The sequence below is a fragment of the Pseudomonas putida S13.1.2 genome, assembly GCF_000498395.2.
GTDB lineage: Bacteria > Pseudomonadota > Gammaproteobacteria > Pseudomonadales > Pseudomonadaceae > Aquipseudomonas > Aquipseudomonas putida_Q.
Genome location: NZ_CP010979.1, coordinates 1,884,464 through 1,904,712 on the forward strand (window position 1 = coordinate 1,884,464; position 20,249 = coordinate 1,904,712).

The 20,249-nt window shown below is 63.9% G+C and carries 19 protein-coding genes; 3 read left to right on the forward strand and 16 right to left on the reverse strand.

The genetic code is table 11. The features are described from left to right. Window positions 1–104 precede the first annotated feature (104 nt). The 4 genes from N805_RS08555 to lexA are packed head-to-tail and all read right to left on the reverse strand — an operon-like array spanning window position 105 to window position 5,844. Window positions 105–3,185 carry an error-prone DNA polymerase gene (locus N805_RS08555; protein WP_028613932.1) on the reverse strand — a complete coding sequence of 1,027 codons (3,081 nt, stop codon included), beginning with the start codon at window positions 3,183–3,185 and terminating at the stop codon, window positions 105–107. After that, window positions 3,182–4,600 carry a Y-family DNA polymerase gene (locus tag N805_RS08560; protein WP_028613931.1) on the reverse strand — a complete coding sequence of 473 codons (1,419 nt, stop codon included), beginning with the start codon at window positions 4,598–4,600 and terminating at the stop codon, window positions 3,182–3,184. The genes N805_RS08555 and N805_RS08560 overlap by 4 nt, the downstream gene beginning before the upstream one ends. A 6-nt stretch (window positions 4,601–4,606) precedes the next feature. Further along, window positions 4,607–5,227, reverse strand: coding sequence for a translesion DNA synthesis-associated protein ImuA (gene imuA / locus N805_RS08565; RefSeq protein WP_028613930.1), 621 nt, complete (start codon window positions 5,225–5,227; stop codon window positions 4,607–4,609). Beyond that, complete coding sequence (lexA, locus tag N805_RS08570; protein ID WP_028613929.1) at window positions 5,227–5,844, reverse strand: transcriptional repressor LexA; 618 nt, start codon at window positions 5,842–5,844, stop codon at window positions 5,227–5,229. The genes imuA and lexA overlap by 1 nt, the downstream gene beginning before the upstream one ends. Window positions 5,845–5,936: 92 nt before the next feature. Here lexA and N805_RS08575 point away from each other — a divergent pair, with 92 nt between their 5' ends. Continuing rightward, entirely contained in the window at window positions 5,937–6,593 is a 657-nt protein-coding gene (locus N805_RS08575; RefSeq protein ID WP_028613928.1) for an HAD family hydrolase, read from the forward strand. 160 nt (window positions 6,594–6,753) lie between these two features. Further along, window positions 6,754–7,665: a LysR substrate-binding domain-containing protein gene (locus tag N805_RS08580; protein WP_019473550.1), complete on the forward strand. Its 912-nt coding sequence runs from the start codon at window positions 6,754–6,756 to the stop codon at window positions 7,663–7,665. Here N805_RS08580 and N805_RS08585 read toward each other — a convergent pair. The 4 genes from N805_RS08585 to N805_RS08600 all read right to left on the reverse strand — a co-directional run bounded on the left by N805_RS08585 (window position 7,598) and on the right by N805_RS08600 (window position 12,011). Further along, the gene (locus N805_RS08585) at window positions 7,598–8,983 is read right to left on the reverse strand and encodes an MFS transporter (RefSeq protein WP_019473549.1); all 1,386 of its coding nucleotides are present in this window, start codon (window positions 8,981–8,983) and stop codon (window positions 7,598–7,600) included. The two genes, N805_RS08580 and N805_RS08585, sit on opposite strands and share 68 nt — an antisense overlap. A 156-nt stretch (window positions 8,984–9,139) precedes the next feature. Then, window positions 9,140–9,469: an NIPSNAP family protein gene (locus tag N805_RS08590; RefSeq protein WP_019473548.1), complete on the reverse strand. Its 330-nt coding sequence runs from the start codon at window positions 9,467–9,469 to the stop codon at window positions 9,140–9,142. Continuing rightward, the gene (locus N805_RS08595; protein WP_019473547.1) at window positions 9,469–11,187 is read right to left on the reverse strand and encodes an FAD-dependent oxidoreductase; all 1,719 of its coding nucleotides are present in this window, start codon (window positions 11,185–11,187) and stop codon (window positions 9,469–9,471) included. Before N805_RS08595 ends, N805_RS08590 begins: the two co-directional genes overlap by 1 nt. Next, window positions 11,184–12,011: an SDR family NAD(P)-dependent oxidoreductase gene (locus N805_RS08600; protein ID WP_019473546.1), complete on the reverse strand. Its 828-nt coding sequence runs from the start codon at window positions 12,009–12,011 to the stop codon at window positions 11,184–11,186. Before N805_RS08600 ends, N805_RS08595 begins: the two co-directional genes overlap by 4 nt. A 177-nt stretch (window positions 12,012–12,188) precedes the next feature. Here N805_RS08600 and N805_RS08605 point away from each other — a divergent pair, with 177 nt between their 5' ends. After that, entirely contained in the window at window positions 12,189–13,061 is an 873-nt protein-coding gene (locus N805_RS08605) for a helix-turn-helix domain-containing protein (RefSeq protein ID WP_019473545.1), read from the forward strand. A gap of 119 nt (window positions 13,062–13,180) precedes the next feature. On the opposite strand, the gene N805_RS08610 is transcribed toward N805_RS08605, so the two are convergent. From N805_RS08610 to N805_RS29390, 8 genes are all read right to left on the reverse strand, one after another. Further along, on the reverse strand, window positions 13,181–13,954 hold the full coding sequence (locus tag N805_RS08610; RefSeq protein WP_019473544.1) for an IclR family transcriptional regulator: 774 nt from the start codon (window positions 13,952–13,954) through the stop codon (window positions 13,181–13,183). Window positions 13,955–14,022: 68 nt separating this feature from the next. After that, on the reverse strand, window positions 14,023–15,477 hold the full coding sequence (locus N805_RS08615; protein ID WP_019473543.1) for an amidase: 1,455 nt from the start codon (window positions 15,475–15,477) through the stop codon (window positions 14,023–14,025). Then, window positions 15,474–16,784 carry a citrate-proton symporter gene (locus N805_RS08620; RefSeq protein WP_019473542.1) on the reverse strand — a complete coding sequence of 437 codons (1,311 nt, stop codon included), beginning with the start codon at window positions 16,782–16,784 and terminating at the stop codon, window positions 15,474–15,476. Before N805_RS08620 ends, N805_RS08615 begins: the two co-directional genes overlap by 4 nt. Window positions 16,785–16,866: 82 nt before the next feature. Next, a complete protein-coding gene (locus tag N805_RS08625) occupies window positions 16,867–18,042 on the reverse strand; it encodes a M20 aminoacylase family protein (protein ID WP_019473541.1) in 1,176 nt (391 codons plus the stop codon). A gap of 180 nt (window positions 18,043–18,222) precedes the next feature. After that, window positions 18,223–19,020, reverse strand: a complete 798-nt coding sequence (locus tag N805_RS29745; protein WP_026034670.1) for an RHS repeat-associated core domain-containing protein — start codon at window positions 19,018–19,020, stop codon at window positions 18,223–18,225. A 159-nt stretch (window positions 19,021–19,179) separates the two neighbouring features. After that, complete coding sequence (locus tag N805_RS30490; RefSeq protein ID WP_157222806.1) at window positions 19,180–19,497, reverse strand: hypothetical protein; 318 nt, start codon at window positions 19,495–19,497, stop codon at window positions 19,180–19,182. A gap of 71 nt (window positions 19,498–19,568) precedes the next feature. Further along, window positions 19,569–19,868: a hypothetical protein gene (locus tag N805_RS30495; RefSeq protein ID WP_329959577.1), complete on the reverse strand. Its 300-nt coding sequence runs from the start codon at window positions 19,866–19,868 to the stop codon at window positions 19,569–19,571. Window positions 19,869–19,936: 68 nt separating this feature from the next. Next, window positions 19,937–20,248 carry a hypothetical protein gene (locus N805_RS29390; protein WP_155412680.1) on the reverse strand — a complete coding sequence of 104 codons (312 nt, stop codon included), beginning with the start codon at window positions 20,246–20,248 and terminating at the stop codon, window positions 19,937–19,939. Between the last annotated feature and the right edge of the window lies 1 nt (window position 20,249).

Consider the following 20,249-nt stretch of genomic DNA (forward strand, 5'->3'; position numbering starts at 1 on the left):
GAAGAAGGCAACACGGTGGATGGCACGGGCTTCGCCCGTGTTCGCGGGTGAACCCGCTCCCACAAGGGATACGCGAGAATCACGGTTTTTGGTAGGGCCGGGGGTTAGTGAAAATCCCGGCTGCGAACATCAAGCCCTTGCAGCAACGGGGTCACATCCTCCAGCCGCCGGGCAATCAGGTGCCGCACGCCGTTCTCCTGCTCCAGCCGCCCACTGACCTTGAGCAGCTGCGACCCCACCAACGCCCGCCGCTGCCGTTCGGCAATGTCCCGCCACACCACCACGTTGACCATCCCGTGCTCGTCTTCCAGGGTAACAAAGGTCACTCCGCTGGCGGTCTGGGGTCGTTGGCGGCCTACTACCAGGCCGGCCACGGCAATGGTGTCGCCATGCTCGACACCTTGCAGCTCACTCGAACTGCGACACCCCAGCGCCCTCAGGCGGGCGCGCAACAGGGCCAGCGGATGCGGCCCCAGGGTGGTACCCAGGGCCTGGTAATCGGCCATCAGGTCTTCACCTACGGTGGGCACAGGCAAGTCCACTGGCGTTTCAGGCACCGCTTGCACATCAGCGAACAGCGGCAGCTGCGGCTGCACCGCCGCCACCTGCCAGCGTGCCTGGTGACGATCGCTGGCCAAGGCTCGCAGCGCCCCGCCATCGGCCAGCCGGGCTCGGGCCCGTGCGTCGAGCCCGGCACGCAGGCACAGGTCTTCGACATCGCGCCATGGCCGTTGCGCCCTCGCCTGCTCCAGGCGCCTGGCATCGGCCTCGGCCAAACCGCGCACCAGGCGCAAGCCCATGCGAATAGCCAATGTGCCTTCAGCATCAGGCTCGAGGGTGCAGTCCCACTCGCTGTGGCAGACATCAACCGGGCGCACCTCGATACCCTGGCGCCGGGCGTCTTGCAGCAACTGGTCAGGGCTGTAGAAGCCCATGGGCCAGCTGTTGACCAGCGCGCAAGTGAAAATCGCCGGCTCATGGCACTTCAGCCAGCTGCTGGCATAACACAGCAAGGCAAAGCTGGCCGCGTGCGATTCCGGGAAGCCATAGCTGCCAAAACCCTTGATCTGCTCGAAGATGCGCTCGGCAAACGCCAGGTCGTAACCATTGCGCAGCATGCCTTGCACCAGCCGCTCACGGTGCGGTTCCAGGCCACCGTGGCGCTTCCAGGCCGCCATGTTGCGACGTAGCTGGTCGGCCTCGCCCGGCGTGTAATCGGCAGCAACCATGGCCAGCTCCATCACCTGCTCCTGGAACAGCGGCACGCCCAAGGTACGCTCGAAGACTTCCTTGAGCTGCGGCGATGGGTAGGTGACGGGCTCCTGCTTCAGGCGCCGGCGCAGGTACGGGTGCACCATGTCACCCTGGATCGGCCCGGGGCGGACAATCGCCACCTCGATGACCAGGTCATAGAACGTGTTGGGCCGCAGCCGGGGCAGCATGGCCATCTGCGCCCGCGACTCGATCTGGAACACTCCCATGGTCTCGGCGCGGCTGATCATCGCGTAGGTGGCCGGGTCTTCGCCGGGGATGGTGGCCAGGGTCAGTTGTTGGCCGCGATGGCGTTGCAGCAGGTCGAAGCAGCGGCGCAAGGCACTGAGCATGCCCAGCGCCAGCACGTCGACCTTGAGCAGGCCGACCATGTCCAGGTCGTCCTTGTCCCACTGGATCACAGTGCGCTCCGCCATCGCGGCATTTTCCACCGGCACCAGCTGGTCGAGTGGCTGCTGGGAGATGACAAAGCCGCCCGGGTGCTGCGACAGGTGCCGGGGGAAGCCGATCAGCTCGCCAGCCAGCACCAGCACCCGCCGCAGTGAAGGGCTGCCGGCCTCAAAGCCGGCCTCGGCCAGGCGCTGGTCATCGGGAATGCGGTCGCTCCAGCGACCACAGCACTTGGCCAGGGCATCCACCTGGTCCACCGGCAAACCCAATACCCGCGCCACATCGCGCACCGCACCCGCGGCGTGGTAGGTGTTGACCACCGCCGTCAGCGCCGCACGGTGTCGGCCATAGCGGCGAAACACATACTGGATCACTTCTTCGCGCCGGTCGTGCTCGAAGTCCACGTCAATATCAGGCGGCTCGTTGCGTTCACGCGACAGGAAGCGCTCGAACAGCAGGCGATGCTGCATGGGGTCGAGCTCGGTAATGCCCAGCACGAAACACACCACCGAGTTGGCCGCCGAACCGCGGCCTTGGCACAGAATGCGCTCACGGCGGGCGAAGGCGACGATGTCGTGCACGGTCAGGAAGTAACTTTCGTAACCCAGTTCTTCGATCAGCGCCAACTCCGTGGCCAGCACCTCACGCACCTTGTCACTCGGCCCGCCTGGCCAGCGTAGCGGCAAGCCTTGCTCGCACAGTTCACGCAACCAGCTTGCCGGGGTATGGCCCTGGGGCACCAGTTCGCGCGGGTACTGGTATTTCAACTCGCTCAGGTCAAATTGGCAGCGCTCGGCAATGGCCAGGGTCTCGGCCAGCAGGTCGGCAGGATAGAGTTCGCCCAACTGTGCCTGGCTGCGCAGGTGCCGCTCGCCATTGGCAAACAGAAAGCGCCCGGCCTCGGCGACCTGGCAGTGCTGGCGGATGGCGGTCATGCAGTCCTGCAAGGCACGGCGACCGCGCACATGCATGTGCACATCGCCACAAGCCACGGCGCGGATACCCACTTCAGCCGCCAGGCCTCGCAAGCCTTGCAGGCGCAGGGCATCGTCACTGCCCCGGTGCAGGTGCACGGCCAGCCACAGGCGTTCGCCGAACACACTGCGTAACCACTCACCCGTGGCAGTGTCGGCGCAGTCATCGGCCACCCATAGCGCCAGCAGGCCTTGATGGTGTTGTTGCAGGTCGTCGCGAAACAGCTGGTACTCGCCCTTGTGCGCCCGCCGGCGGGCCCGCGTGATCAGCGCGCACAAACTCTGGTAACCGGCAAGGTTCTCTACCAGCAGCACCAGCTTGGGGCCGCCCTGCAGAAGCACCTCGCTGCCCACGATCAGCCGCAGTTGGTGCTCTTTGGCAGCCTGCCAGGCCCGAACAATGCCAGCCAGGGTGCATTCGTCAGTGATCGCCAGGGCCTGGTAGCCCTGCTCATGCGCGCGCCGGAACAGCTCGTCAGCGCTCGACGCCCCGCGCTGGAAGCTGAAGTTGGACAGGCAATGCAGCTCGGCATAACCCGGCGTGTTCATGCGAACCAGCCCTGCAGCCACAGCGGGCCGGCCTGGCCCAGGTCGCGGTAGGCCCAGCCGCGCAGGCCATCAGGGGTTTCGATGCGGTAGTAGTCGCGGCGCACGTCGCCGCCATCCCACCAGCCCGACTCGATGCGTTCGGCCTGGCCCTGTACCTGATAGCGGGTGGCGTCCAGCGCCATCGGGGCTGGCAGCAGCCAGCCCGGGCGAGTGCCCGGGGCAACCGGCATGCTGCCTTGGGCGCCTTGCTCTGCCAGTTGCCATGCGCATTCGGGGCGATGATCGGCTGCCGCGCTCAGGCCCTTGACGGCCTCATCCCCCAGGCGCGCGCGCAGCCGCTCGCGCAACTGTTCCCAGGGTTGTGCCTGCTGCGCACGTGGGTCGAATAACGCCTGGTGTTGCGGGACAAAGGGTGGCAGGTCCTCGGCAACCAGCCGCAGGTTGCGCACGGGTGCGGGGATGCGCAGCGGCTCCAGGCGCCCACGGGCCAGTTCGAACAGCATGGCGGCATCGCGTTCGGCCGCCAGCAGGCCCACCTTGAGCAGGGTGTCCGGCCCTTCGGCATGTTCCAGGTGCAGGCAAAAGCGCTGCACGCCACAGTCGCGCCCGCCAAGGAATGCGGCAAGGTCGTTGAGCATGCGCCGCAGCGGGAACAACAGCGCCTGGTGCGACTCGACGTCGAAGTTGAGCTCCAGTCGGGTTTCGAAGCGGTCCGGTGGCTGGTAGAAGTCCAGCCCCGGTTTACGCAGGCCAAGCAACTGGTCGAGGTGCAACTGCACCTGGGCTGGAAAGCGCCTGGCCAATGTATCGCGCGGCAAGGACAGTACCTGGCCCAGTTGACGCAGGCCCATGCGGGCGAACGCTTCGGCGGCGTCTGCCGGCAGGCCGATACGGCCGATGGGCATGCCTAGCAGTGCCGCACGGGTGGCGTCGGCATCGCCCACGGCCAAGCCATCATGACCATTGGCAAGCATGCGCGCCGCTACCGGGTTGCTGGCCAAAACGATGCGTTGGCGCAGGCCCAAATCTGCCAGCTCCTGACGCAGACGTGCCTCGAACAAGGGCCAAGGGCCGAACAGTTGCAGGCTGGAGCCTACTTCCAGGAGCAACGCCCGCGGGTAATGCAGGCTGACCTGGGCACTGAAGCGATAGGCCCAGGCCGCCAGCAATTGCTGCACCTGCTCGATACGCCTGGGATCGGCTTCGACGCAGGTGAAACCCTCCGCCAAGGCACGTGCCGCTGTAAGAGTCTGCCCTGCCCGCAACCCGAGTGCGGCCGCTGCCGGGCTGACCGCTTGCAATACCCGTCGCTGGGTAGGCCCGCCAAGCAGCACCAAGGGAGTGTCGGGGTCGTCACGCTCACGCAGGACCGTGTCCAGCGCCAGCTGCGGGAGCAGAATGCAGGCCCAGAGCATGGTGCATCAGCCCCGCCCCGGGCAGGCGATGGGCAGCGCCGGCGGCATGCCGCCCCGGCTTTTCAGCACACGCCACTGCGCGGGACGGGTGTCGACGGCAATGCGCAGCGCTGCTGGCGATGGGTTGTGAGCTGCCTGATGCGGCCGGCAAGCGAATGCCAGCGCCTGGCCGGTTTCCGCGGCCACCTGCAAACGCCGCAAGGCCCGATCATCGGCACGTTCAGGCCAGCACAGCACCGCCGCGCAACTGCCCGAGCGCAGGCACTGCTCGGCGGCCCACAGGGCATCGGCAGGGGCGGCGTCCACCTGCACCAGCCAGCGCAAGTCGACGCCCGCTGCCTGCCAGGCCGGCGCATAAGGAATGAAGGGCGGCGCCACCAGCACCACCCGGCTGCCTTCTGCACTCAGCCGGGCCAATGTGGGCCACAGCAGTTGCAATTCGCCGCAACCGGGGCTGGCCAGCAGCAACTCGCTAAGTGCCGCCGCCGGCCAGCCGCCTTCAGGCAGGCGCTCGTCAAGGGCAGCATGGCCGGTCGGCTGTAAACCGAGTGGCCGGGCCTGGGCCTGCCGGCCGCGCCATACACGGCGCTGGTCCAGCAGCCTGTCGAGGTCGACCACCGCGCCCATCAGTCACGCCTCAGCAAGCCGCAGAACACGCCTTCGATGAAAAACGCCTGGTCGGGCGTGACATCGATGGGTGCATAGGCTGGGTTGCGTGGCAACAGCCGGTAACCGCTGTCCAGGCGTTGCAGGCGCTTGATGGTCACTTCGCCGTCCAGGCGCGCCACCACGATCTGGCCATCGCGGGCGTCGGCCTGTTGCAGGATGCCGACCAGGTCACCGTCGAAGATGCCGTCGTCGACCATCGAATCGCCACGCACTTTAAGCAGGTAGTCAGGGGTGCGGCGGAACAGGCTGGGGTCGATCAGCAGCTGTTCGTGGATATCGAGGTCCGGGCCGATGGGGGCGCCAGCCGCCACCTGGCCAAGCACCGGCACTTCGAGGATTTCTGGCCGACGCAGCGGTTCGGCCAGGCGAATGCCCCGCGCCTGGTTCGGCGTGACATCGATATAACCGGCCTGGCACAAGGCGGTGATGTGCTTGCGCGCAACGCTGCGCGAAGCAAAACCGAAGCGCGTGGCGATATCGGCCAGGCTCGGTGGCTGTCCTAGATCGGCAATGCGCTCGCGGATGAATTCGAAAATGGCGCGGCGTTTGGGGGTAAGATTGTCCATGGAGCACATTTGTACTCTTTTCGGAGCACGCTGAACAGCCCCCTTCGTCGTCAGCTTTGGTTATCATCCCCTGGCTTGTGTTTTCTTGATCTGGATACCCCATGCTGACCGCCCTGCTATTCGACCTCGACGGAACCCTCACCGACACCGACACCCTGCACCTGCAGGCCTTCCGGCAACTGCTGCGTGAACAGGGCGGCCGTGAGCTGAGCCAGGCCCAGTTCGATGCCCAGGTCAGCGGCCGCGCCAACGGCGAGCTGTTCGCCGAGCTGTTCAGCGGTGCGAGCGTCGAACAGTGCCGGGCGCTGGCCGACCGCAAGGAGGCGCTGTTTCGCGACCTGTCACCGTCTCTTGACCCGATGCCAGGCCTGTTGCGCCTGCTGGAGCATGCCAAGGCCCACGACATCGGCATGTGCGTGGTAACCAACGCACCGCGGCTGAACGCCGAACACATGCTGAACGCCATGGGCCTTGGCCAGCAGTTCGAGCATGTGCTGGTGGCCGAGGAACTGGCGCGGCCCAAGCCAGACCCGCTGCCCTACCTCACCGGCCTGCGGCGGCTGGGCGCCGAGGCCGGGCAGGCGCTGGCCTTCGAGGATTCACTGCCGGGGGTGGCGGCCGCCAGTGGTGCGGGGATATTTACCGTGGGCGTGGCCACGACACAGACGCCGGAGCGGTTGCTGGAGGCGGGTGCCAAGCTGGTAGTGAATGATTTCAATGACCCGGCGTTGTGGGCGTTGATCGAGTCCATGCAATGACCATTCGGGGCCGCTTCGCGCCCCATCGCCGGCAAGCCGGCTCCCACCCCGACCGTGCTTTTCCTGTGGGAGCTGGCTTGCCGGCGACGGGATGCGCAGCGGCCCCAACACTTCAATCCAACCTGCATGCCCCTGCTATTGTTCGCACCCAGGCCAGCCCATGCTCATCGACGAAGAACTGACCCTCAAAAAGCTGGAAACCTTTCTTGCCTTCATGCGCACCGGCAACCTCGGCCGCGCGGCGGTCGAGTTGTCTACCAGTGCCGTCAGCGTGCACCGCGCCATCCACTCGCTGGAAAGCGCCCTGCGCTGCCCGTTGTTCAAGCACGAAGGCCGCCAGCTGATCCCGCTGGAAAGTGCCTACGTATTGGAAAAGAAAGCCCGGCAGCTGATCCAGGACGCCGAGCAGATGGTGCGCCAGACCCGAGAGGCCGCGGGCTTCTACGCTGAGCGCTTCCGCCTGGGTGCGCTCTACTCATTGACGGTGAAGACCGTGCCCAAACTGGTCATGGGCCTGAAGCTGCGCCGCAGCGAGCTGAACATCGACCTTACCCTGGGCTCCAACGTCGACTTGCTGCAGCGCCTGAAAAACCACGAACTGGAAGCCATCCTGGTGTCACTCGACGAAAGCGTCAGCGACCCGGCCTGCGAGCAGCTGCCGCTGTTCTCCGACGACATCTTCCTTGCTGTCCCCACCGACTCGCCCTTCGCCGAACAGCCCGAGGTGGACCTGGCCGACCTCGCCGACTCCACCTTCATCACCCTGACCCAGGGCTTCGCCACCCACCGCGATGGCGCGCGGGTATTCCAGCAGGCCGGCTTCGAGCCCAAGGTAGCCATGCAGGTGAACGATATCTTCACGCTGCTGAGCATGGTCAGCTCGGGTGTGGGCTTTGCCTTGCTGCCCGGACGCATTGCGGCGGTGTACGAAAACCGCGTCAGGCTGATTGCCTTGAAGCCGCAATACCGCTTGCAGCAACATATTGGCGTGGTGTTTCTGAAGGCTAGGGAGCGGGAGCCGAACCTGCTGGCGCTGCTGGCGGAGTGCCGGATGTACAGCCTTGAGCGCTAACCCGTAACGCAGCATTGCGCCCCTGCAACCCTACCGCCAATGCCGCCAGCCCGGCAGGCAGCAGCAGCGAAGCGAACACTTGGCCAAAACTCCAGCCTAACGCCAGCATCTGAGCCCCCGCAAACGCACTGAGCACCGCGCCAATGCGCCCGATGCCACTCATCCAGCTGGCCCCGGTCGCCCGCGCGTGGGTCGGGTAGAAAGCCGCCGCCAATGCATTCATGCCAACGCTCGCACCATTCAAGCCAAAGCCCACAGCCCAGGCAATAGCGCACAACCAGGCGAAATCACCCACCACTTGGCCAATGGTGAAGATGGCCGCGCCGCTGAACAGAAAAGTCAGCACCAGTACACGCTGCGGCTGACAACGGTCCATGGCCCAGCCTACCGAAATCGCCCCTACCGGGCCGCCAATCTGGAAACAGGCCGTGACAATGGCGGCTTCAGACACCGAAAAACCCCCGCCCTCCTTCACCAGTGTCGGCAGCCAGCCGCTGAACAGATAGACCAGGAACAGCGCCAGCACGTAGCCGGCCCAGAGCATGCAGGTACCAAAGCGATAGCGCGGCGAGAGGATAGTACCAATCGCACCGCCAGTACCCTGGGGTTTGGCGGGCATGACGAAGGTACTGTCAGCATTGACATGTTCAGGGGCCAGGCGGCGGACAATCGCCAGAATGCGCTGGCGATCTGCGCCCTTGCTGACCAGGAAGGTGACCGACTCTGGCAGGCGCCAGTACAGCAGCGGCAGGACCAGCAGCGGCAACACCCCGCCCAGCACCAGCACACTGCGCCAACCCAGGTTGGGTATCATCCAGGCGCTGACGAAACCACCCATCGCTGCCCCCAGGGAGAACCCGCAGAACGCCAGGGTGATCAGCAGCGAGCGGCTGCGCGCCGGGGCGTATTCGCTGACCAGGGTGCTGGCATTGGGCATGGCAGCACCCAGGCCCAGGCCGGTAAGAAACCGCAGCGCGACCAGGGTTTCCAGGTTTGGGGAAAAGGCCGAGGCCAGGGTCCAGATGCCGAACAGCAGCACGCTGCACAGCAATACTGCCTTGCGCCCGTAGCGGTCAGCCAGGGGGCCGGCAATCAGCGCGCCAAGGGCCAGGCCTATCAGCGCAGCGCTCAATACCGGGCCCAGGCTTTGCGCATCCAGGCCCCAGTCGCTTTTCAGCTGCGGGGCAATGAAGCCGATGATGGCCACGTCCAGGCCGTCCAGGGCGATGATCAGGAAGCCGAGGAACACTACCCATTTCTGGTAGCGGCCGATGGGTTGCTGGTCGATCAGTTGGCGCACGTCGAGTGTGTTGTTCATGGGTATCACCTGTTGTTGTTTTTATGACGGTGTTTCGGGGCCGCGTTGCGGCCCAATCGCCGGCAAGCCAGCTCCCACAGGGGAATCATGGCTACTGAGAACAGCACTCCACCTGTGGGAGCCGGCTTGCCGGCGATTGGGCCAGCACAGGCAACATCACTGCCTGTCGAGGCTGCGCAGATACACAGGCCTGATGATCCGTGTTTCCTGCGCCACCACCAGGTCACGGGTGGCATGCAGATACGCGGCAAAGTCCGGGTCGGCATCCCGCGCCGCGCTGCGCTTTTCAAAGTCCTCGAGGCTGTCATAGCCCCACAGGTGCACCACCTGGTTCAGCGGCCCGATGCTACTGGTGTAGAACGCCAGCGGTGCGCCGAGGTGGCGCAGCAGGATTGGCATCGCCAACTGGTCGAAGGCTTCGAGAAAGGCCGCCATGCAGCGCGGGCGAATGGTATAGATGCGGTGATCGACCACAGCCTTGTCCATCACGCCACCTCCCGCGCATTGCCCGCCGCCGCCAGCCCCTGCTCGACACCTGCCAGGTGGCGCCCGGTGATGTAGCCAAAGGTCATGATCGGCCCCAGGGTAATGCCGGCACCGGGGTAGTTGCCGCCCATGATGCTGGCGCGGTCGTTGCCCACCGCATACAGCCCTTCGATGGCCTGCCCATCAGCTGCCAGCACTTCACCGACCACGCTGGTGCGCAGCCCGTCGAAGGTGCCCAGATCACCCATGATGACCTTCACGGCAAAGTACGGCCCCTCGCCCACTGGCGCCACGCAGGGGTTGGGCTGTTGCTGCGGGTCGGCCAGGTAGCGGTTGAAGCTGGTGCTGCCGCGGCCATACTGGCGGTCCTCGCCCTGTGCTGCGCCAAGGTTGTACTCGCGCACGGTCCGCTCCAGCCCTTGTGCATCCATACCAGCCTTGCCGGCCAGCTCGGCGAGGGTCTTGCCCTTGAGCAGGTAGCCGTTACGCAGCAATGGCCCCAGCGGCATCGGTGCAGGCTTGGCAAAGCCCAGGCCGTACTTGGCCAGGGTGCGACGGTCGCACACCAGCCACATGGCGGTTTCCGCCTGCCCGGCGCAAGCCTCGATCAGCGCTGCGCCCACGTCGTGGTAGGAGTTGGACTCGTTGGTGAAACGCCGACCAGAGCGCAGCACCCCGATCACACCTGGCTTGTAGCGGTCCAGCAGATGCGGAAAGGCGATGTATCGCCCGGCACCTACCGGCACCTTCGACACGGGCATCCAGGCCGCCGGCGCTTGCAGGCGGATATCAACCTTTGCCCCCAACGCCTCGGCCATGCGAGCGCCATCGCCGGTATTACCCGCTGGCACCGGTGAAAAATGCTCACCACCACGGCGCACATGCGGGTAGGCCTGGCGCAACCGTTGCAGGTCATGGGAGAACCCACCACAGGCCAGCACCACCCCGCGCCGTGCCTGGATGCGCAGTTCGCTGTCGCCTTGCCCGGCCAGTGCGCCCACCACCCGCCCACCGTCGCGCAGCAGCTGCCGCGCCGGGGTGCCGGTGAGGATCGGGATGCCCAGGTCCAATGCCGAGCGCACCAGCCGCGCCGCCAAGGCATTGCCGCTGGTAACCTGGGTACCGCGGCGATACAGGGCCAGCTCCTTCAGGTGGGTGAGCATGCGCCTGGCCACATACACGAACGAAGTCAACGAGCGGGTAACGTTGAAGAAGTGCTTGAGGTCGGCATTCGACGAGTTGAACATCATGCCGATGAAGGTGATGGTTTTCAGCGGCGGGCGCAGGCGTGCCATGTCCGGCCCCAGGCCGCGGATGTCGTAAGGTGCGGCCAGTATCGAGCGGCCCACATCGACGCCACCCTCGACTTGAGGGTGATAGTCGGGGTACAGCGTGGGGACGAACTTCACGGCGGTTTCCTGCTCGAAAAAGTCCACCATCTGCGGCCCGTAACGCAAGAAAGCCTCAACCCCGGCCGCCTCAAAGCACGCACCGGTTTCGTTGCGCAGGTAAGTCATGGCCGCCTCAGGGCTGTCGTTGACGCCGTGCCTGTTGCCGGGCACCCACAACACACCGCCGGAAAACGCCGTGGTACCGCCAAAGCAGTCGTCCTTTTCGATGACGATCACGTCAAGGCCATGCTTCTTTGCAGTAATCGCGGTCGCCAGGCCACCCGCACCCGCACCGATAACCAGCACATCGCAGCTACGTGTGGTCATGCGCGTGCCCCCTCAAAGCCTGGGCGCGGGATCAGCGCCATGGGCATGCTTTCGAGCCCGCCATCCACGGTCAGCTCTGCGCCGTTGATATAGTCGGCGCGCTGGCTGGCCAGGAACAGCACGGCTTCGGCGATATCCTGTGGTTCACCAATGCGCTGGTTGGCGGTCATGGCGCTGCGCTGGCGTTCGATCTGCGGGTCGGCATAAAACGCTGCGGACAAGGGTGTGCGGATCAACCCCGGGCAGACGGCATTGCTGCGCACACCACGCGGCCCCCATTCCACGGCAATCTGGCGCGACAGCATGCTGACCCCGGCCTTGGCCGCACTGTAGGCACCGCTGTTGGGTTGCGGGTAATGGGCGGCGATCGAGGCCACGTGCACGATACGGCCCTGGCCCCGGGCCAACATCGAACGGCCGAAGGCCTGGGCACACAACAGGTAGCCCGTGAGGTTGACCGCCAGCACCTGGTTCCAGTGCTCCAGGCTCAGCCCGTCCAGCGCACCGGGGCGCAGCACGCTGGCATTGTTGACCAATACATCGCAGCGCCCATGCAGCGCCTGAACCTGGGCAGCGGCCTGCTCCACGCTGGCCGGGTCGGCGATGTCGCAGCCCAGGGCGCTGACCTCACCGACGCTGTGTTCACCCAAGGTGGCAGCCAGTTCACGGCATTTGTCCAGGTCACGGTCCAGCAGGACCACATGGGCGTGCTGCCCGACCAGGGCGCCGGCCAGCGCCGCGCCAATCCCACCGGCGGCACCGGTGACCACGCAGACGGCCGAGTCCAGGCCCAGCCATTGAGAGGGGATCTTGTTGTTGTGCATGCTGCTCTCCAGAGTGTCGCTTCATCTGGGTCACAGCCTAGGGCCGGCAGGCACACCGGCAGAATGGACAAAACCTGCAACCAGCCCCACATTCCCGACAATTTTCGCCCTGCCGCCTGAAGCCTGCAGGCAGCTGTGGCACAGTAGCCAGGTACCGAACAGAACAATTACAACATCATGAACAAGATCCCCAACTACGCCCTGTACGGTGAAACCGCGCAACCGGTGTGGCACGAAGCCCTGCATGTGGAGCAGATCTCCCAGCGCTCTGGCGCACACAACTGGGAAATTGCCGCGCACCGTCATGAAGGCTTGCTGCAGCTGCTGTACCTGCAAAGCGGCGGCGGTGAAGTGCTGTTCGACAGTGACCGGCTCCAGGTGCAGGCACCCTGCGTGGTCTATGTACCGGCACAAGTGGTGCATGGTTTCCATTGGGCTGGCCAGGTCGAGGGCCTGGTGATCACCGCCGCCCAGCACCCGCTGGAAAGCATTGCCCAGGTGCTGGCACCCCACCTGCTGGTGCAGGTGCGCAAACCCCAGGTGATCGCCCTGCCGTCGTGGGCAGCCGACGAAGACCCGTTGCTGCCGCTGTGCATGGCCTTGCGCGAGGAGTACCACAACCGCGCCCGTGAGCATGTGGCCAGCAGCATGGCGCTGTTGCTGACGTTGCTGATCCAGGTGCTGCGCCATGAACCGCACATGCCCCACGGTGAGCAGCGCCCAGTGTCAAGGCGCAGCCAGCAGCTGACCGCATTGCGTGAATTGGTGGACATGCATTACCGCGCGCACTGGCCACTGGCGGACTACGCCGCCGAGCTCGGCATGACACTGGCTACGCTGGGGCGGTTGTGTCAGGAGCACCTGGGCATGACGCCCATGAACGTGATTAACGCCCGGTTGGTACTGGAGGCCAAGCGCATGCTGGGGCATTCGAGCCTGAGTGTGAAAGAGATCGCCCATGAGCTGGGGTTTGCCGATGTGGGGTATTTCAGCCGGTTCTTTCGCAAGCATGCGGGGGTGAGCCCTAGCGGGTTTCGCGAGGGCCAGTAATACCGTCAGGCTTTTGTGGTCACCTGCACCGGCCCTTTCGCGGGTAAACCCGCTCCCACAGGGTCAGCGCAAAGCCTGGAGTCTGCATTCATTCTGTGGGAGGCCGGCACAGGTCAGCACTAGATTGCCAAGGCCCGCTGCACCTCGCCCACTGTGGTCGTCAGGCTGCTCAGGTGCAGATTCATTACCCGCTCCACCGGCGCCTGATCCAGCGGCCAGTGCAAGGCAATGCTCCCGGCCAGGCGCCCTTCGGCATGCACCGGCAACGCAATGGCGCGGATCAGGAATGGCAAGCGCACCGGGTACTCCCAGTACCCTTCGGTCCGCTGGCCAAAGCCCTTGTGCGCGTCTTCTTCGATGTTGCGCAGCACCGTGTCATCGCGCAGCCGCTCATGGGCCGCCAGGCGCTGCACTTCATCGACCGCCAGTTCACCCAGGCAGGCCCGCCCCATCGCCGAGTGAAACAGGCTGGCATGGTGCCCGACGATCTGGCAGGTATGCGGGTACCGCTTGCGCAATACCTGAGGGATGGCGCTTTCCATCACCTCCAGCCGCTCGCCGTCGAAACACGACAGGTCCACCACCAGCCCGGTGCGCTCGCTCAGGTCCAGCAGCATTGGTGCAGCACTTTCCACCAGGCGCCGCTTGAAGCGCATCTGCCGGTCACCGAACAGCCGCCGCGCGCACAGGCGATAACGCCGGTCGCTGAGGCCACGGTAGACCCAGCCCTGCTCCTGCAAGGTGGCCAGCATGCGCGAGGCCGTGGCCTTGGGCAGGCCGGTAAGGTAATGCAGTTCTTCCAGGCCCAGCGCCTGGTGCTCGCCCAGCAGGTCGACAATGGCCAGTGCGCGCTCCACCGAACGCACGCCGCCACTGTCTGCCGTAATGCCCATGGGTATGACCTCCCTGTAGCTGGATGGTCAGCATAGCCAGCAAGAACCGCGCCTGCCCAGTGCTTTCATCAGGCCTGCAGGCACGGTGGCGGGCGCCGCTCAACCCACCGGGTCAGCTGTTCATGGGCGTATGCCAGTTGCAACACCGCATGATCGGCCTGGGCCGGGCCTATGATTTGCAGGCCCATGGGCAAACCGTCGCTGTTGAAGCCGACCGGCACGCTGATGCTCGGCAAGCCGGCCAGGGTCGGCCCGATCACCACCTCCATCCAGCGATGGTAGGTGTCCATCGCCCGGCCCCCAACGGCCGTCGGCCACGCCAGTTTTGCATCGAAAGGGAACACCTGGGCGGACGGCAACAGCAGGTAGTCGTAACGGTCGAACAGGTTGGCCAAGGCGCGGTACCAGTCGCTACGGTCCAGCGAGGCTTGGTACAGCGAGGCCGCGCTCAGCTGCAAGGCGCCCTCTACCTCCCACTGTGCTTCGGGCTTGAGCAAGGCGCGCCTGGCTGGGTCGGCATAGGCCGCGCCAAGGTTGCCGTGCACCAGGAAGTGGCGGTGGGTGAGCCAACATTGCCACAAACGCGCCGGGTCGTATGCCGGTTGGCAAGCCTCGACCCGGCAGCCCAGTTCGGCGAAATCGGCCAACGCTGCTTCACACAGGCCCAACACCCCGTCATCCATCGGCAGGTAGCCGTTGTAGTCACCCAGCCAGCCAACCCGCACACCCCGAAAATCGCGCTGCAGCACTGCGGCGAAATCGCGGCGGCCCTCGCTCAGCGACAGCGGCACCCGTGCATCTACGCCTGCCTGGGTCGACAACAGCCGCGCCACATCCACCACGCTGCGCCCCATCGGCCCTTCGGTAGCCAGCTGCTGCACGAACAGTTCGGGTGCCGGACCATGAGGCACACGGCCCTGCGACGGGCGCAGGCCGAACACATTGTTGAACGCCGCCGGGTTGCGCAGCGAGCCCATCATGTCGCTGCCGTCAGCCACCGGCAGCAGGCGCATGGCCAGCGCCGCTGCCGCCCCGCCACTGCTGCCGCCGGCCACCCGCTGCGGGTTGTAGGCATTGGTGGTGGTACCGAACAGGGTGTTATAGGTTTGCGAGCCGAGGCCGAACTCCGGCACGTTGCTTTTGCCAACGATCAGCGCCCCGCTCGCGCGCACCCGCGCCACGCTGATTGCGTCATGCTCGGGTACCTGTTCAGCGAACAACGGCGAGCCCAGGGTGGTGCGCAGCCCGGCAGTGGCAGCCAGGTCCTTGATCGCCTGTGGCATGCCGTGCATCCAGCCGCGGGAATGGCCTCGCGTCAGCTCACGGTCACGCTCATCGGCCTCGGCCAGCACCGCCTCGGCCGGGCGCAGCGACACCAGTGCGTTGACCTGCGGGTTGCAGCGCTCGATATGCGCCAGGTAGGCCTGCATCACCTCCCGGCACGATACCTGGCGGGCATGGATGGCCTGGGACAAAGCTTGGGCATCGAGGGCAACGATAGGGTCGATGGCTAACGGCTTCACGGTTTTACTCCAAGGTTGAATGCGGCAGGCTTACCCGCCCGGGGTGCTTCTTTCAGGCAATAGGTACCCAGCAGCGTCAGCAGGCAGGCGAACAGCACGTAGAACGACGGTGCCACCGGGGTAGCGAGCACCTTGGTAAGCCAGGTGACGATCAATGGGGAAAAGCCGCCGAACACCATCACCGCTACGTTATAGGCCACCGAGACACCGGTGGAGCGCACCTCGACTGGGAACTGCTCGGCCAGGGCGGTCGGGGCCGGGCCAAAGAAGCCGCCGATGGCCGTGCACAGCAGTAGTTGCATCACCAGCAGGCGCTCCAGCGAAGGCGCAGCGGCCACCCACACATACAGTGGGTAGACCATCACGAAAAAGGCCAGGGTGAAAGCCATCAGCACCGGGCGCCGCCCCACCCGGTCAGACAACGCCCCGGCCAGAGGAATGACCACGGTCATCAGCCCCACGGCCAGCATCTGCACCAGCAGCACCTGGTCCAGCGGCAGCCCGAGGTTCTTGTGGGCGAAGGTCGGCATGTTCACCAGTACCACGTAGAACGACACCGTGGCGCCACAGGCCAGCCCCATCGACACCAGCAGGCTGCGCCGATGCTCACGCAGTACTTGCCACAGGCTAGGCGACTGGCCCTTGGCCTGGCGGCGCGCCTCGACGAACTCCTCGGGCTCTTCCATATGCTTGCGTATCCACAGCCCCACCGGGCCGATCAGCAGCCCGAGCACAAACGGGATGCGCCAACCCCAACTGTCCAGTGCCTCAGGCGAGCACAGGTGGGTAACCAGTGCCACCATCGCCGCCCCGGAAAACACCGCCAGGCACTGCCCTACCAATTGCCACGAGCCATACAGGCCCTTGCGGTGGGCCGGCGCGCTTTCTACCAGAAACGCCGTGGCGCTGGCGTACTCGCCACCGGTGGCAAAGCCCTGCAGCATGCGCGCCACCACGATCAGCAGCGGCGCGGCCATGCCGATGGCCAGGTAGTCGGGGGCAAAGGCGATCATGGCGATCGACACGGTCATCAGGCGGATGATCATCTGCATGGCCGCCTTGCGGCCCTTGCGATCGGAATACATGCCCAGCAACACGCCACCCACCGGTCGCATGAAAAAGCCGACCCCAAAAGTGGCCAGGGCCATCAGCAGAGAGGCGTACTCGTCATCCGACGGAAAAAACTGCCGGGCAATGATGCTGGCCAGAAAGCCGTAAACAATAAAGTCGTACCACTCCAGGGCGTTGCCGATAACGGCGGCGACCACTTGCCGGGTACGCGACACGCCGGTGCTCGAAGTCTGCATAGGGAACACTCCACACAATGATTGGGTGATCGCCCAGGCGCGGTCGCGCCCGGGTTCCAGCGGCAGTCGTCAAAAAGGCAGTTCAGGCGGGCGCGAGCCAGCGCTCTGCCAGCGCGCCCCAGTAGGCGGCACCGGTCAGCAGGATGTCGTCGTTGAAGTCGTAGGCCGGGTTATGCACCATCGGCCGCGATACACCATTGCCGATGAACAGGTAGGCGCCCGGGCAGCGTTGCAGCATCCAGGCAAAGTCCTCGCTGCCCATCAGTTTGCGGGTGTTGGCATCCACCGCCTCGGCACCGAGCAACTCCACCCCCACCTGCGTGGCGAAGGCGTTTTCTGCGGCATGGTTGACCAGTACCGGGTAGGCCGGGCGGTGCTCGATGCTGGCACGGCAACCAAAGCTTTCGGCCTGGCTGACGATAATTGCCCGCACCCGCTCCAGGGTCTGCGCCCGCACCTCGGCGTTCAGCGCACGCAGGCTAAGGCGTAACAGCGCCTGTTGCGGAATCACGTTGGCCGCTTCGCCGGCCTGCAACGCGCCGACGGTGACCACCGCAGCCTCCTGCGCATCGATGTTGCGCGCCACCACGGTTTGCAGCGCCATCACCACACTGGCCGCAGCCACCAGCGGGTCTACGGTCAGGTGCGGCATCGAGCCATGGCCGCCCACCCCGTCGAGGGTCACCGTAAGCAGGTCTTGCGAGGCCATCATCGGCCCCTCGCGAAAACCAAGATGCCCGGCCGGCAGCCCGGGCATGTTGTGCATGCCGAACAGCGCATCGCAGGGGAAGCGTTCCAGCAGGCCGTCGGCCAGCATCGCCTCGGCACCGCCCTGGCCCTCCTCGGCCGGCTGGAAGATCAGCGTCAGCGTGCCGTCGAACTGCCGGGTTGCTGCCAGGTAGCGCGCCGCACCCAGCAGCATGGTGGTGTGCCCGTCATGGCCACAGGCGTGCATGCAGCCCTGGTGCTGGCTGCTGTATACAGCGCCCGTTGCTTCGTGGATGGGCAGCGCGTCCATGTCGGCGCGCAAGCCCAGCCGGCGTGTGCTGCTGCCATTGCGCAGCACACCGACCACACCGGTCTTGCCGATGCCGGTGTGCACTTCATAGCCCCACGCCTCGAGCAGCCGGGCGACCAGCGCCGAGGTGCGGCTTTCTTCAAAACCCAGTTCCGGGTGGGCGTGGATATCGTGACGGATCGCCTGCAGGTCGCTGGCCACATCGTTCAGCCAGGCCAGGATGTGCTGATGTCGGGACATGTAGAGTCTCCTCGCGCGGGTGGTTTCCCGTTCTTGTTGTTCGCCTTGAGGTCACGACGTATAAGGCAGGTCGTGCTTGGCTTACAGATAAGCGCGAGGAGAGATGAAGCACAATCGAATCTGGTTTCACACTGTGGAACCGAAAGCATCGAGGCGACCTGGCACCGTTTGCCAGACTGTTCATCCCCTGCCGGCAGGCAGGCGAACTAATAATACTTTTTCTGGCAACGGCTCGAGGATGGCCGACTCCTGGCCGCGTATTCGATTCCACCCCGTAGCTTCCTTGATGGACTCAATTGCCAACCTACCGAAGGGCAGTCTATTCAACCTGGCTTGATGATAGGTCGACCTCATATCGGTCAACAGTTGCCTGATTTTACCCACCCCCGCAAGAGACGCGGCCCCTATCCCGGCCCCAGTCACCAGTTCAGCCCCTATAGACTCAAAGGGCGCTGAAAGAGCGAGCGCCGCCGCGGGTGCCTTGATCACAGTACCGGCCAGCCCACCAATAAATATCATCGCATTGTTGGTACGGCTCGCGTTATCAAACTCCTTCGGTATTGGCTGCCCTTGAGCCTTTTTAATCGAACGGTGGACTATTGCTCTGGATGCCTTGTTCAGCGACGAGAGCATCCCCACCGTTCCCCAGACGAGTCCGGTGGCCTGCCCGACTGCACGTGTGGGCGAATGGCCATCGCGGTCGCCATGGTTGATGGGATCACCCGTGCAATAGGCGTATGCATTGAGGCCTCCCCGACCAAACGGGCTGAATGCATCGGGGCTGAGAAAGCGCATTTGCACGGTGTGGCAGCCACGTTTGCCATTACCCAGCAGATAACAGTGCGGCGCTTGCGCAACAGCCTCGCCGGCAAAGGCCAACAAAGGCCTGCCCCGAACCACGTGATAACCATAGGGCGTGTATGCCCGCAGCAGGGCATCATTGCCTGTGTGTACTGGGGCTTGTTGGTAGGTTTGCATGGCTTCAATTTCCTGTTAGTGGTGATCGGCCATTCACACTAACCCCATCAACATGCCACAAACAACTCTCAGACTTGATGGCCGGAAACATTACCCACGGACGATCGAGACTTCCCTATGTATTCGGCTGAATCGGTGCCGGTTTCAGTCCTTGGATTATCAAAACTCAACAACCCCCACAGAAAACGCCCTGTCACTTACGCCCTCAGATATAACCAGCAGGTCTTTCCTATCTGCACTTTTCAAACAATATTCATAAACTACTTCCGGAAGCTTGTGCTGAAAAAAATAGCAACCGGCGTATTCATCCACGCAAGCAAAGGACTGCAATAAGTCACCTTTAGAGAACATACCAACCTCATTCATCGTCTCGCCCTCATGCCCTATGGCGATCAGGTCGCGAATACGAAATCGACTGGAAACTGCTAGCCGAGAAATAGTCTTCGAATCATCACCTAGCCTGAAAGTTTCGCTCAAGGCCACTTGGCCGGGCTCGCTGGCTTACGGCATGCACTGCCTGTATTCAATACTCTCGCAAAAATTCATACCTAACAAGGCTCGTTAGAGTCAGAGTTCTCCAAAAAAATTGACATCCATGAGTCCATCACATTCCATAAATCGATTCCTTCTGTGGGACTTTCTGGCTTTTCATGCCACCAGATAAAAGCCTCGCCTTTGAATGGGCCATCACCCAAAGCCAAATAATCACCAGCCCCGCTAGAAAAAACTCCTAGCATATCAGGAAGCGTCGGATAATCTTCATCGCACAAATCCTTGATTGGAACAAAATCTTCCAACCTTGATGGCCCCATAGTACAACCAACATAAAACCCAAAGCCATTATGCAATCTTGAATAGAACTGCCTGAAGCTCGCAGGAAGGCTGGGATAACTATCGAGATCTGACCCTTCAACGCCTAGCGGAGCCCCCCCATATAGAAATACAAATCACCACCCTCGCCATATACATACATGAGATACGGCCTATCACTCACTGCCAAAACAGTTCCTAACACACATTTGTCGAGCCACGCGCTTACCCAAGGCAAAAACTCAGAAAAATCAGCCCACTCCACAGGAATATGTTTTTTTTCACTATCTAGAAAACCAAACCCAAGCCACTGCTTGGGAAAGTCGACTTCAAGAGGAACATCGTCAACTGAAAAATACACATCATAACCCTTTAGCTCGCTTGTAATACGCAGCCTTAAAGAATCAGACCAATTCATC